The 12,732-nt window shown below is 71.5% G+C and carries 12 protein-coding genes; 4 read left to right on the plus strand and 8 right to left on the minus strand.

The annotated features are described in order from the left end of the window. Positions 1–294: 294 nt before the first annotated feature. The 3 genes from KQY30_RS16035 to KQY30_RS16045 form a co-directional block, all read right to left on the minus strand. Positions 295–963, minus strand: a complete 669-nt coding sequence (locus KQY30_RS16035; RefSeq protein WP_217307407.1) for a DUF5063 domain-containing protein — start codon at positions 961–963, stop codon at positions 295–297. After that, a complete protein-coding gene (gene recR, locus KQY30_RS16040) occupies positions 956–1,555 on the minus strand; it encodes a recombination mediator RecR (protein ID WP_217307408.1) in 600 nt (199 codons plus the stop codon). The genes KQY30_RS16035 and recR overlap by 8 nt, the downstream gene beginning before the upstream one ends. Positions 1,556–1,725: 170 nt before the next feature. Next, positions 1,726–2,082, minus strand: a complete 357-nt coding sequence (locus KQY30_RS16045) for a YbaB/EbfC family nucleoid-associated protein (RefSeq protein WP_217311092.1) — start codon at positions 2,080–2,082, stop codon at positions 1,726–1,728. Positions 2,083–2,400: 318 nt separating this feature from the next. Here KQY30_RS16045 and KQY30_RS16050 point away from each other — a divergent pair, with 318 nt between their 5' ends. Further along, positions 2,401–3,276: an SLATT domain-containing protein gene (locus KQY30_RS16050; RefSeq protein WP_217307409.1), complete on the plus strand. Its 876-nt coding sequence runs from the start codon at positions 2,401–2,403 to the stop codon at positions 3,274–3,276. A 133-nt stretch (positions 3,277–3,409) separates the two neighbouring features. On the opposite strand, the gene KQY30_RS16055 is transcribed toward KQY30_RS16050, so the two are convergent. The 4 genes from KQY30_RS16055 to KQY30_RS16070 form a co-directional block, all read right to left on the minus strand. After that, positions 3,410–4,060, minus strand: coding sequence for a hypothetical protein (locus KQY30_RS16055; RefSeq protein WP_217311093.1), 651 nt, complete (start codon positions 4,058–4,060; stop codon positions 3,410–3,412). A 180-nt stretch (positions 4,061–4,240) separates the two neighbouring features. Further along, entirely contained in the window at positions 4,241–7,120 is a 2,880-nt protein-coding gene (locus KQY30_RS16060) for a dolichyl-phosphate beta-glucosyltransferase (RefSeq protein WP_254407602.1), read from the minus strand. 113 nt (positions 7,121–7,233) lie between these two features. After that, positions 7,234–7,917: a GntR family transcriptional regulator gene (locus KQY30_RS16065; protein ID WP_217307410.1), complete on the minus strand. Its 684-nt coding sequence runs from the start codon at positions 7,915–7,917 to the stop codon at positions 7,234–7,236. A 114-nt stretch (positions 7,918–8,031) separates the two neighbouring features. After that, complete coding sequence (locus tag KQY30_RS16070) at positions 8,032–9,387, minus strand: aspartate aminotransferase family protein (protein ID WP_217307411.1); 1,356 nt, start codon at positions 9,385–9,387, stop codon at positions 8,032–8,034. Between the two features lie 196 nt (positions 9,388–9,583). Here KQY30_RS16070 and KQY30_RS16075 point away from each other — a divergent pair, with 196 nt between their 5' ends. After that, on the plus strand, positions 9,584–9,976 hold the full coding sequence (locus tag KQY30_RS16075) for a helix-turn-helix domain-containing protein (protein WP_217307412.1): 393 nt from the start codon (positions 9,584–9,586) through the stop codon (positions 9,974–9,976). Positions 9,977–10,139: 163 nt separating this feature from the next. Then, positions 10,140–10,547, plus strand: a complete 408-nt coding sequence (locus KQY30_RS16080; protein WP_217307413.1) for a VOC family protein — start codon at positions 10,140–10,142, stop codon at positions 10,545–10,547. 103 nt (positions 10,548–10,650) lie between these two features. Here the strand turns inward: KQY30_RS16080 and KQY30_RS16085 are convergent, their stop codons facing one another. Continuing rightward, a complete protein-coding gene (locus tag KQY30_RS16085) occupies positions 10,651–11,625 on the minus strand; it encodes a GlxA family transcriptional regulator (protein ID WP_367997423.1) in 975 nt (324 codons plus the stop codon). 270 nt (positions 11,626–11,895) lie between these two features. Between KQY30_RS16085 and KQY30_RS16090 the strand changes: the two genes are divergently transcribed. After that, positions 11,896–12,534: an HD domain-containing protein gene (locus KQY30_RS16090; RefSeq protein ID WP_217307414.1), complete on the plus strand. Its 639-nt coding sequence runs from the start codon at positions 11,896–11,898 to the stop codon at positions 12,532–12,534. Positions 12,535–12,732: the final 198 nt, after the last annotated feature.

The raw sequence follows: 12,732 nt of genomic DNA on the forward strand, positions 1-12,732 counted from the left end.
CTCCTCGCTCGGTCCGTCGCTACTGTCGGCTCAGTTTAACGAGCGGCCGCGTGACGACTCGGACATATCACATCGTGAGACGTCCAGCTCACTCAGTGATCACCAACCGCCACCCGCCATCGGGGCCCGGCCACTCGCTGAGGATGCATGCCCGGCCTGCCGGAAGGCACGCGGGAACGTGTGCCGCATCACACAGGAGGGCACACGCGCCCTGCGGCAAATGCCTCGCGCGGGCAGCGGAGCGGGACGTTCCCCCAGCGGGTCTCGGCAGGTCTCGGCGGGTCTCGGCGGGTCTCAGTAAGTCTCAGCGGGCGGTGGGCAGGCCCAGGGGGCGGCGATTTCCGCTGCCATTACCCTGCCCGCCTCCTCCGCCAGCGCGTCCTCGCCCAGGTCCTGGTCCGTGTCCAGGCCGTCGAGGGCCGGGAGGGGCTGGTCGAGGCGGACATGGGCGACCAGGGACTGAAGGGCGCGGAGGGTGGCGGAGGCCGTGGAGCCCCAGCTTGAGAAGTACGAGAACTGCCACCACCACAGCGCCTCGGTCGTACGGCCCGCGCGGTAGTGGGCCATGCCGTGGCGCAGGTCGGTGACGACCCCGGCGATGTCGTCGGAGATACGGGCCGCGACGGGCGCCTTGCGCGGCTCGTACGGGTCAAAGACCTCCGAGTACACATCGATCGGCTCAAGGATCACGGCGAAGCGCTCGCGCAGCTCGTCGACGTCCGGTTCCGGGCCGAGATCGGGCTCGTACCGTTCCTCGGGAAGGATGTCCTCGTGCGCGCCGAGCCGGCCGCCGGCCAGCATGAGCTGGGAGAACTCCAGCAGCAGGAACGGTACGGCGCTGTCCGGCTCATCGCCCTTCGCCACTTCCGTGACGGCCACGATGAAGCTCTCGATCTGGTCGGCGATCTGGACCGCGAAGTCGTCCGGGTCCTGATGGGCGGCGTGCAGCGTTGCGTCAGACATCGAGAAGTCGTCTCCCCTCGAAGGCACGCCCGAGCGTGACCTCGTCGGCATATTCCAGGTCGCCCCCCACGGGCAGACCACTGGCCAGGCGTGTGACCTTCAGACCCATGGGCTTGATCATGCGAGCGAGGTACGTGGCCGTGGCCTCGCCCTCCAGGTTGGGATCGGTCGCCAGGATCAGTTCGGTGACCGTACCGTCGGCGAGACGGGTCAGCAGCTCACGGATCCGCAGATCGTCGGGGCCGACGCCCTCGATGGGGCTGATCGCGCCACCGAGCACGTGATACGTACCGCGGAACTCACGGGTACGTTCGATCGCGACGACATCCTTCGGTTCCTCGACCACGCAGATGACCGCAGGATCGCGGCGCGGGTCACGGCAGATCCCGCAGCGCTCCTCCTGGGCGACATTGCCGCAGACGGCGCAGAACCGGACCTTGTCCTTGACCTCGAGGAGCGCGTGGGCGAGGCGGCGGACATCGGTCGGCTCGGACTGGAGGATGTGGAAGGCGATCCGCTGCGCGCTCTTGGGACCGACGCCGGGCAGCCTGCCCAGTTCGTCGATGAGGTCCTGAACCACGCCTTCGTACAACGGACTGCCTTCCTTGATGCCGCACTGTCGCCGCGGTGCCGCCGCGATGTCTCGCCGAGTACGTACGTATCGGATCGAACTGAATTGAACCGGATCGGACTGGACTGCTACGGGCCGGATACTCGCCCCGTACGTACGCTAGTTGGTGCCAGGGGCTCCTTAGAAGGGCCTCAGAAGGGCAGTCCCGGCATACCGCCGAGGCCCTGCGCCAGCGGACCCAGCTTCTGCTGCTGAAGCTGCTGCGCGTTCTCGTTCGCCGCGTGCACGGCGGCGATCACGAGGTCCGCGAGCGTCTCCCCCAGCTCCTGCAAGGAGGACGCGGACTCGGGGTCGACTGCCTTGGGGTCGATCACCAGCCCCCGCAGTTCGCCCGAGCCGTTGACGGTCGCCTTGACGAGGCCACCGCCCGCCTGGCCGTCGACCTCGGTCGCCGCCAGCTCCTCCTGCGCCCGTGCGAGGTCCTGCTGCATCTTCTGGGCCTGCTGGAGCAGCTCGTGCATATTGGGCTGACCACCACCGGGAATCACAGTCACTCCTGGCATTCGACGACGTTTTTCTCCGTAAGGCGAGCCTACGTGGTCACCGGGCGGCCCGCTCCACCCCACCGGAACGAACTCTTTCGAGTGAGAGCCTCACAGCTTCTCCACCTGTTCAAGGCCCACACGTGCGGGTAAATGCCGGGATTTCCGGCACGCGGCCCACCATTCGGCGGTAGGAATGCATGCACGAAACCGCCCGCCGCCGCCCGTCGGCCGCCCGGCGTACCGCCCGACCCGTCGATCCACCGACCGCCCCGACCACGCACAGCCACGCACCGTCACAGCAGACCGCAGAGGAGTGCCCAGGTGAGCCAGCCGGAGATGCAGCCCGGAGGCCCTGCCCGGGAGGAGGAGACCTCGTCCGACGCAGGTGCCGGAGCCGGAGGTGCCGGGGGTGGCGCGGGCGGCGCGGGCGGCGCGGGTGGGGGGAGCGCGGGTGGCGGGAGCACCGGCGGTGGGAGCGGGGGTGCCGGAGGCGGTGCCGTGCCGCACGGCGGCGAGGCGGACGGCGATCTGACCGGGGGCCCGTTCCCGCACGGCGACTGGGGCGAGCCCGCGGAGCGGCTCGACGAGCTGTACCGCTGGGTCGAGACCGGGGCGCTGCGCACCGTCGACTGGTATCTGACCACCCGGCTCCGGAAGCGGCGCGCCGCCCGCGTCCTGCGGACCGCGACCGCGCTCGGCGGGACCGCGGGCGCCGCCCTGCCGCTGCTGGATCTGACCGGGGCGCTGGAGGGCGCGGCGGGCTGGGGCTATCTCTCGCTGTTGCTCGGCGCCGCGTCGCTGGCCTGCGACCGGTATTTCGGGCTGACGTCGGGGTGGATGCGGGCGGTCGCGACGGCACAAGGGGTGCAGCGCCGTCTTCAGACGCTCCAGTTCGACTGGGCGTCGGAGTGTGTACGGGAGGTCCTCGGGCCGACGGAGGGTACGGCGAGCGAGGCGGCGGAACGGTGCCTGACGGTGCTGCGGCGGTTTACCGAGGATGTGACCGAGCTGGTACGGGCGGAGACGGCGGACTGGATGATCGAGTTCCGCGCGGGCCCGGCGCCCCTGGTGATGCAGTCGATGCCGATGGGCGGGGCGCGGGGCGAGGGCTCCGTACCGCCGCACCCGGGGCGCTTCCCGCTTCCCCCGGGCACCCGGCCGAACATGCCGAGGCAGCGACCACCGGAGCCGAGGTGACGGCGGGCCGCCGCCGGGGCCGCCTTGGAGGCGGGGCGCGGTGACGGCGGGGGCAGGGGCCGGCGTGGATCGCGCCGGGCCCTGCCCCCGCCGTCAGCCGAAGTGGCTGAAGCGGCCGAATCGGCCGAGTCGGTCAGCTAAAGATGATCATGGAGCCCTGGCCCAGGCTTCTGGTGGCCGCCGCGTGCAGCCCCAGCCAGACATGGCGCTCCCGGGCGAACGGACTGTCGTCGTACGGGATCGAGGTCGCCGGTTCCTCCAAGGACGTGGGGCGCTCCGGCGGGGCGGGGGCGGCCGGGGGGTTGGCCGGGTCGATACCGATCGCCGGGGCGACGATCTCCAGCTCCCGCAGCAGCCCTTGCGTGGAGCCCAACGGGCCGCCGCCCGCGAGGAGTTCGTCGTTCGACAGGGGCGCGTCGTAGTCCACGGGGACATACGCGCCGGCGTGGTCGTAGTGCCAGACGAGATGCGACTGCTGGGCTGTCGACTCGAACATCTCCAGCAACTGCTCGTAATCCCCGCCCAGTTCGCCGACCGGCGTCACCGCGAGGCCGCAGAGCTGGAGCAGGTACGCGCGGCGCAGGAAGTGCAGCGCGTCGTAGTCGAAGCCGGCGACCGGGGCGACATCGCCCGAGAGGCCCGGCATATAGGCGAAGACGGGGACGGACGGCAGCCCGGCGTCGCCGAGCGCCTTGTCGTATACGGCGATCTCTTCGGCGAAGGGATTGTCGGGGCTGTGGCACAGCACATCGACGAGGGGGACCAACCACAGGTCACAGGCCAAGGGAGGCTCGCTCTCCAACGGGTCGTACGCGTGCGCGCGATGGTCGGGACAGCGTAATGCGGCGGGCACGTTCAGCGAAGGGTCCCCGTCGGGGCGCGGTTGCGCGACCAGGCGGTTGACGCTCCGCCAGGTGGCCCCGGGAGCGCGCGGGTGGCTCCGGGGGCGCGGTGCCGGCGCTCGTCATCCCTTGCGGAGAGCTCCGGCCGCCGGGCTCGCTCCCGCGCTCGTACGGGCTGTAGCTGTAGCTGTAGTTGTAGCTGTATTCACACCCGTGCCCCCGGTCGGTGGCAGGTCCCAGATCCAGACGCCTCCGATCCGCTTCCCCGGGCGTCCGAGCAGCTTCTCCAGCATTTCGTACAGGGCCGCGTCATTGGCCTGGGGCGCGAGCACCACCACGCCCGCCCGCCAGAAGGCGAGGTCGTAGCGCGCCTGCGCCCGCCAGTTGGCGCCGATGACCGGGGTCTGGCCGCCGTAGCGGACATCGCGGAAGAGGTTCGAGGTGTAGCGGGCGGGGGCGCCGTAGATGCCGATGCGTTCCTCGCCCCACGGTCCGTTGAAGTAGCCGCCGGGCACGGAGAATCCGAGGCCGGTCGCGGACTGCCAGTGCAGCGCCTCCGCGCTGCCGGGATCGGGCAGCGGTACGGGTACGACGGACTCGCCCTTCGTGACGTACGCGCGGTACATCCCGTCGGCGATGAACGGCGGGATGTCCGGGCGGTCGCGTACCGGCAGCGCGGTCGGCAGGATCGGGATCAGCGCCGCGGCCACGGCGGCGAGCCCGATGAGCCGGTGCCTGCGCCAGCGCGCGGCAGCGACCGGGATCACTGGCGCACCGGCGCCCGCGCCGACGCTCGTACTCGTACCGGCATCCGAATCCGTGCCCGCACCGACACCGGCATCCAGACTCGCGCTCGTATCAGCATCGGCATCGGCATCCGGACCCGCGTCCGTACCGGTGCCGGTACCGGCGCTCGTATCCGGGTTCGCGCCGGCGTGCGCCGTCGCCGCGCGCGCCGTCAGCCGGGCCGTCGCCAGGGCCAGCAGCGCGCCGAGCGCCGGGGCGCAGATCATCGCGACCCTCGACTCGATGACCGACTCGAAGAGCGGCTGGTGGGCGAGGGCCCGCCAGGGGCCCGTCAGTACGACGTCCGTGAAGGGGATACGGATCTTCGGCCCCAGCGAGAGCAGCGCCGCCGCCACCGCCGTGAACGCCAGCGCCCTGACCGCGGCCAGCCGCCACAGCCACACCACGATCCCGAAGGCGAGGGCGATCAACGGCCAGCCGTAGAAGGCGTTCTGCTCGGTACGGTTCATCGCGAGCGCGTCGGCCGTCGCCTCGTCGCCCAGCAGCGCGCGGCCGGAGAACTCCAGGAAGGCGAGCGGGCTGTTGCCGGCGTTGTCGCCGTGCAGGACGCTGTGGTAGCTCTGCGGGCCGAAGAACTGCCAGTACAGCGGGAACGCGAGCAGGGGCAGACAGACCTGGAGGGTGTAGCCGAGCCCGGTGAGCAGAGGGCGCAGGGCCGCGCGCGCGACATCGCGCCGTACCACCGCGTACGCCAGCGCGAAGAGCAGCATGCCCATCGCGGCGAGCAGCAGCGGCTCCTCGCCGAGGAAGATCTGATACGTGACGAAGAGGCCGAGCAGCAGGCCGTCCCGCATGACCCGGCGCGCCTCGTCCTCGTCAGTTGTGGTGCGGGCCTTCGTGGTGCGGGCCTCGTCACGTGTGGTGCGGGCCTCGCAGAGCCGGAGCGCCCGGTCGATGATCACCGGGATCATGAAGAGGACAAGGAAGTTGGGGTGCGCGTTGGCGTGCGACATCATCGGGGGCGCGAACGCCGCGAGCCCCGCGCCGAGCGCCGCCGCGCGCCGGTCGCGCACGAGCCGGCGCGCGAACAGCCAGTACCAGGAGTAGGCCGTGGCCGCCAGACCAAGGGTGAGCACAAGCGCCCAGGTGACGGTCGGGCCCAGCGCGAGCGTGACGGGGGTGAGCGGCACGGAGAGCCCGAGCATGGCGGTGTTCGCCATCAGGTTCACGCCGTCGGGGACGTTCTGGAACGTGGTGAACAGCGGATTCCGCAGATGCACGACATTGTCGGCGGTGACCCGGAAGAACCACTCCCACTGGTTCTGGTCCGACCCGGCGTCGGCGAGATAAGCGTGGTCGAGATCGGCCCACAGGCCGTTGTAGAGGTAGAAGGCGGCGAGCAGGAACAGCCCGGCCACGGCGAGATCGGTCCGTCGGGAGCGGGGGGCGCCGACGGCGGGGACGGTTGCACCGGACGCGGTACGGGCATCCGGACCGCCTCCGGCGGTCGTACGGGCGTACGCGCCGGCGCCGCCCGGCTCGCCCGCGCGTCCCGCTCGGAGCCGTACCAGTTCCAGCAGCACCCTGCCGTAGTCCAGCGGCCGTACCTTCGAGCCCGGCTGGTGCGCCCAGCGGACCGGGACCTCGGTCACCGGCCAGCCGGAGCGCCGGAAGAAGCGAAGGATCTCGACGTCGATGCTCCAGCCGTCCAGCCGGGAGGCGGCGAAGGCCGCCCGTGCCTGCTCGCCGTCGAAGAGCTTGAAGCCGCACTGGGTGTCGCTGATGCCGTCGACGGCGACGAGCTGTATCAAGCGGTTGCCGACGCGCCCGAGCCACTCGCGCACGGCGAGCTGCCGTACCTCGATGCTCGCGTCGGGGTGGGCGCGCGAACCGATCGCCGCGCCCCCGCCGTCCGCCGTGAGCTGCTTGTCGAGCCGGTCCAGTTCGTCGATGGGGGTGGCGAGATCGGCGTCGGTGACGAGGACACGACGGCCGTACGAAGCGAGGACGCCCTGACGGAGGGCATGGCCCTTGCCGTGGTTGCCGTCGCTGGTCAGCACCTGTATCCGCGACTCACCGGCCGCCGCCTCGGCCGCGATCGCTCCCGTACCGTCCGTGGAACCGTCGTCGACGACGATCAGCTCCCACACGCCCCAGCGGCCCGCGTCGGCGGCCAGATACGCACAGATGGCATCGAGGGTGGGGCGCAAACGGGCCTCTTCGTTGTACGCCGGTACAACGACGCTGAGATCCACACGCCCGGAGTGCGCGCCGGGGACGCCGCCCTGGTCGCCCCCGTCCGCGCCCGGCGCGGCGCTCCCGTCCGCAGGCTCCGATGCGTTCACGCCGTCCCCGCCCCCGTTTCCGCTCACCGCGGCGAACTCTCCAGTCTGTCGGCCCACTTGAGCGCGTGGTCGTCGTACTCCGCGATCACGGCGCGTACCCCGGCGGCGTCGCCGAGGGTCAGTGCGTCGACGAGCTGTTCATGCCCGTTCCACAGCCACTTTCCGCCCTCGGTCTCCTCGCGGAGGAAGGGGACGGAGAACACCCATGCCTGGACGCGCAGCCGGTGCAGGAAATCGGCGACATAGCGGTTGGCGACCAGCGCGCCCAGCTCTCGCCAGAATCGCAGGTCGTAGCCGATGAGGATGTTCAGGTCCCCGCATCGCGCCGCGCGTGCGGCCTCCTCGGCCCGGCGCCGTACGGACACCAGCTCCGTACCGTGCGCCCTGGCCGCCAGCCGTTCGCCCTCCAGCTTGCCGAACACGCCGTCCACGATCAGTGCGCGGGCCTCGACCATGCCACGGAAGTCGTCGATCGAGAACCGGTGCACCCGGAAACCGCGGTGCTGGTCGGAGTCGAGCAGATCCTGTGCGGAGAGATCGACCAGGGCTTCCCTGACCGGGGTCGCCGATACGCCGTACTGCTCGGCGATCTGCTTGACGGTGAACTCCTGCCCCGGCAGTAAACGCCCTGCCAGCACTTCGTCACGCAGCGCGTCCGCGATCTGCTGCCGCAAGGTGCTGCGGGTCACGGCTCCGCTGGCGGGCATGGTCTTTCGTTCCCCTCATCCGGCTCCGGACACCTTAAGGCAGCGGCGCGGTGCCCCTTCCTGCCCTCCCCGCCCTCCGTCCCCTCCGGCCCGCCCGGGCCCTGTCCGGCGGACCTACGCCGTGTACTCGTCGGCGACCGTCAGCGCCCCGTCCAGGACCGCCAGCCCCTCCTTCGCCTCGGCCTCGGTGATGTTGCAGGCGGGGACCGCGTGCGTACGGTTCATGTTCACGAAGGGCCACAGGCCGTTCCGCTTGCAGGCGGCGGCGAAGGCGGCCATGGGCGCGTTCGCCGCGCCGGTCGCGTTGTACGGGACGAGCGGCTCGCGGGTCTCCTTGTCCCTGACCAGGTCGAGGGCCCAGAACGCGCCCATGCCGCGGACCTCGCCCACCGAGGGATGGCGGGCCGCCAGCTCGCGCAGCCCCGGGCCGAGCACCGTCTCCCCGATGCGCGCGGCGTGCTCCACGGTCTTCTCCTCCTCCATCACCCGGATGGTGGCGACGGCCGCGGCACAGGCCAGCGGATGGCCGGAGTAGGTGAGCCCGCCGGGGTACGGGCGGGTGGCGAAGGTCTCCGCGATCTCGGCGGAGATCGCGACGCCGCCGAGCGGGACGTACCCGGAGTTGACGCCCTTGGCGAAGGTCAGCAGATCCGGTACGACCCCGTAGTGGTCGGCGGCGAACCAGGCGCCCGTACGCCCGAAGCCCGCCATCACCTCGTCCAGTACGAACACGATGCCGTGCCGGTCGCAGATCTCCCGTACCCCCGCGAGATAGCCGGGCGGCGGGGGCATGATGCCGGCCGTGCCCGGGACGGTCTCCAGGATGACCGCGGCGATGGTCGCGGGGCCCTCGAAGGCGATGGTCGTTTCGAGGTGCTCCAGCGCGCGGGCGCACTCCTCGGCCTCGGTCGTGGCGTGGAAGGGCGAGCGGTAGAGGAACGGCGAGTGGAAGTGGACGACGCCGGACGTTCCGGTGTCGGACGGCCAGCGGCGCGGGTCGCCGGTCAGACCGATCGCGGTGGAGGTGGATCCGTGGTACGAGCGGTACGCGGACAGCACCTTGGGGCGGCCGGTGTGCAGCCGGGCCATGCGGATCGCGTTCTCCACGGCCTCGGCGCCGCCGTTGGTGAAAAAGATCTTGTCGAGATCGCCGGGGGTGCGCCGCGCGATGAGGCGCGCGGCCTCGGACCGTACGTCGACCGCGAACCCGGGCGCGAAGGTCGTGAGGCGCCCGGCCTGTTCCTGGACCGCGGCGACGACGGCGGGGTGCTGGTAGCCGATGTTCGTGAAGACGAGACCGCTGGTGAAGTCGAGGTAGCGGTGCCCGTCGTAGTCCCAGAAGTACGCGCCTTCGGCACCCGCGACGGCGAGCGGATCGATCAGTTCCTGCGCGGCCCAGGAGTGGAACACATGAGCGCGGTCGGCGGCCTTGACGGCGGCGCCCGCCGCCGGATCGGTAGAGGGGATCATGCGAGCCAGGGTAGAGAAGGCCTGGTGGGGCGTGGTACGGCCAGGGTGTATGGCATGGGCGGCGCGGCTGGGCATGTTGTCGGGTGTGGCGGGCGGGTGCGGGGCGCGGTGATCGCCGGCGTGGGCGGGGCCGGGTCGCCGCCGCCGGGTCGCCGGGGCCGTTACGGGCGGTGGGGAGCCGTGGTGTGATGGGGATGTGAGCCGTGCCGCCGAAGAGTCCAACCGTCGCTTGCTCCGGGCGCGCGACGCGATGGACCGCGCGTACGCGGAACCGCTGGACGTACCGGCCCTGGCGCGGATCGCCCATGTGTCGGAGGCGCATTTCACACGTACCTTCCGGGCCACGTTCGGCGAGACCCCGCACCGCTACTTGCAGCGCCGCCGTGTCGAGCGGGCGATGTTCCTGCTGCGGGAGACCGACCGCAGTGTGACGGAGATCTGCTACCAGGTCGGTTTCGGCAGCCCGGGAACCTTCAGCCGTACGTTCCGCGACATCGTCGGCCGGTCACCGCGGACGTACCGCAAGGAAGCGGCTGCCACGGGCGTACCGACGTGCTTCACGATGGCGTGGACGCGGCCCAGCGCCTGACCGTCCGCACGGGCCGGCCCGTGGCGTCCCTGGTGCCGGTCGACTGAGTGGTTTCGTCCCGATCGCCGAGCAGTTTCGCGCCGGTCGACCGAGCAGTTCCGTGCCGGTCGACTGAGCAGTTTCGGATAAGTTTTTGTCCGGCTTGCCCGCTAGCGTGAAGCACATGTTCAACGCCATCACGCATTCACAGATATTCGTTCTCGATCAGGACGAGGCCCTCGACTTCTACGTCGGCAAGCTCGGCCTGGAGGTTCACGCCGATGTCGACCTGGGCTTCATGCGCTGGCTGACCGTCGGCGTCGCCGGTCACCCGGAGCGGCAGATCCTGCTGGAGAAGCCGGGCGCCCCGGCGATGCCGGAGGAGACGGCCCAGCAGGTCCGCGAGCTGGTGACCAAGGGGGCCATGGGCAGCGTCATCTTCAGCACGGACGACTGCCGCAAGACGTACGAGACGCTGGTGGGACGGGGGGTCGAGTTCACCCAGGAGCCCACCGAGCGCCCGTACGGAATCGACTGCGGCCTCCGCGACCCCTTCGGCAACAACATCCGCTTCACCGAGCCGAAGGCGTAGCCCGCGAGCGCGTAGCCCCCGGGCTCGACGGGCCGGGGCTCGACGGGCCGGGGCTCGACGGGCCGGGGCTCGCACTGCGGGGGCCGGCCCGGCCCCGCAGCCGTCAGCCCCGCGGCGGGCCCGTCGTACGGAAGCGGGCCCGGTAGGTGGACGGCGGGACTCCCAGGTGGCGGAGAAAGGCGCGCCGCAGGGACTCGTTGGTGCCCAGGCCGGTCCGCCGGGCCGCGGCCGTCACCGTTTCGCCCGCTTCCAGCAGCGCCTTCGCGGCCTCCAGGCGTACCGATTCGACGTACGCCGCCGGAGTCGTGCCCGTCTGCTCGTTGAAGACGCGTGAGAGGTGGCGCGTGCTCAGGCCGGCGCGGCGGGCGAGGTTCGGGAGGGAGTGGTCCGCCGCCGGGTCCGCCGCGATCTCGCGCAGCAGGGCGCGCAAGCCGTCGTGCGGCGGGCTCGGCGTGCGTGCCGCGACCGAGAACTGCGACTGCCCGCCCGGCCGCCGCAGGAACACCACCAGATCCCTCGCAACCTCCCGCGCCAGATCCGCGCCCTCGTCGTCCTCGACCAGCGCCAGCGCGAGATCAATGCCGGCGGTGACACCGGCCGAGGTGTACATACGGCCGTCCCGTACGAAGATCGCGTCCGGTTCGACGGTCACCGCCGGGTAGCGCCTGGCCAGGGCCGCCGCGTGCCGCCAGTGGGTGGTGGCGCGGCGGCCGTCCAGCAGCCCGGCGGCGGCCAGCGCGAACGCGCCGGTGCAGACGGACGCGACCCGCGAGGAACGGCCGGCCAGGTCGGTGACCGCGTCGAGCAGTCCGGTGGGCGGCGGGCGCAGAGGCAGTTCGTCCGAGCCCGGGACGACAAGGGTGTGGAAGTCCGTGACGTCGGCCACCGCCGTGTCGGCGTGCAGGCGGGTGCCGGTGGAGGTGGTCACGGGGCCGCCGTCCGCCGAGCAGACCACGGTCTCGTACGGGCCGCCCGACCCCGCCGGGCCGTACGCGCCGCCCAGCCCCGTCGCCGTACCGAACACCTCCAGAGGCGCGGCGACATCCATCAGCCGAACGCCGTCGTAGACGAACACCACGACTTCTTCCCGCGCCCCGCGCGTTCTGCCCCCGCATGACACCGACCGTAGCCCGGATCCATGGCCGGATGTGTGGGATGTGTGTCCCTGGAGACATGGCGGGAGAACGCCACCTGGCCTGACAGTGGAGGCAGGGCCCGGTGTCGCACACGGGCATCGAGGCCCGAGCCGAGGCGGCCCGCGCCCCCGGGCCGCCCCCGGCCCGGAGCCCGTCGCACGGAGTCCGTCGCGGACGCACGGCTCCGCAGCCCCACCCGGAAGGAACCCGCCATGACCGAGCGCATCGCCGACATCGAGATCCCCGACAGCGGCCTCGTCAAGGAGGCCACCGAGCTGGTGCGGGACATCGAGAGCCCCCTGCTGTACGACCACTCCCGCCGGGTCTTCCTCTTCGGCTCGCTCCAGGGCCGGCGGCGCGGCCTCGCGTACGACCCCGAGCTGCTCTACATCGGCGCGATGTTCCACGACCTCGGCCTCACCGAGCGCTACCGCACCTCCCACCAGCGCTTCGAGATCGACGGCGCCGACGCGGCCCGCGACTTCCTGCTCGGCCAGGGGCTGCCGGCCGAGAGCGCGCGGCTCGTCTGGACCGCGATCGCCCTGCACACGACACCGGAGATCCCGGCGCACATGGAGCCGGAGGTGGCGCTGGTGACGGCGGGGGTGGAGTTCGACGTGCTGGGGATCGGGCTGGACACCGTGCCGGAGAACGTACGGAACGCGGTGGTCGCGGCGCATCCGCGGCCCGACTTCAAGCACCGGATCCTGCGGGCGTTCACGGACGGCATCCAGCACCGGCCGGAGACGACCTTCGGCAATGTGAAGGCGGATGTGCTGGCGCGCTTCTCGCCGGGGTTCGTACGGACGGACTTCGTGGACGTGATCGAGAACTCTGCCTGGCCGGAGTGACCCCCGGCGGACCCCGGCCGGACCCCGGTGCCGCCGACGGGCCCCCCGCCGGACCCCCGTGCTCCCGGCGGACCCGGGTGCCTTGACCGACCGTGCCGGTTCGCCGCCCGCCCGCGCCGGTTCACCGACCGCGCCGGTTCACCGCTCGTACGCCGAGCCCCCGCACAACTCCCCCAAGTGTCATTCGAGATAGTCGGG

Origin of the sequence: Streptomyces sp. GMY02, from assembly GCF_019056675.1 — a bacterium.
Taxonomy (GTDB): Bacteria; Actinomycetota; Actinomycetes; order Streptomycetales; family Streptomycetaceae; genus Streptomyces; species Streptomyces odonnellii.

Excerpts from the sequence above, each read along its gene's own strand:
- KQY30_RS16080 (WP_217307413.1), top strand. The coding sequence starts at position 10,140 with ATGTTCAACGCCATCACGCATTCACAGATATTCGTTCTCGATCAGGAC.
- KQY30_RS16090 (WP_217307414.1), top strand. The coding sequence starts at position 11,896 with ATGACCGAGCGCATCGCCGACATCGAGATCCCCGACAGCGGCCTCGTC.
- KQY30_RS16065 (WP_217307410.1), bottom strand. The coding sequence starts at position 7,917 with ATGCCCGCCAGCGGAGCCGTGACCCGCAGCACCTTGCGGCAGCAGATC.
- KQY30_RS16070 (WP_217307411.1), bottom strand. The coding sequence starts at position 9,387 with ATGATCCCCTCTACCGATCCGGCGGCGGGCGCCGCCGTCAAGGCCGCC.
- KQY30_RS16035 (WP_217307407.1), bottom strand. The coding sequence starts at position 963 with ATGTCTGACGCAACGCTGCACGCCGCCCATCAGGACCCGGACGACTTC.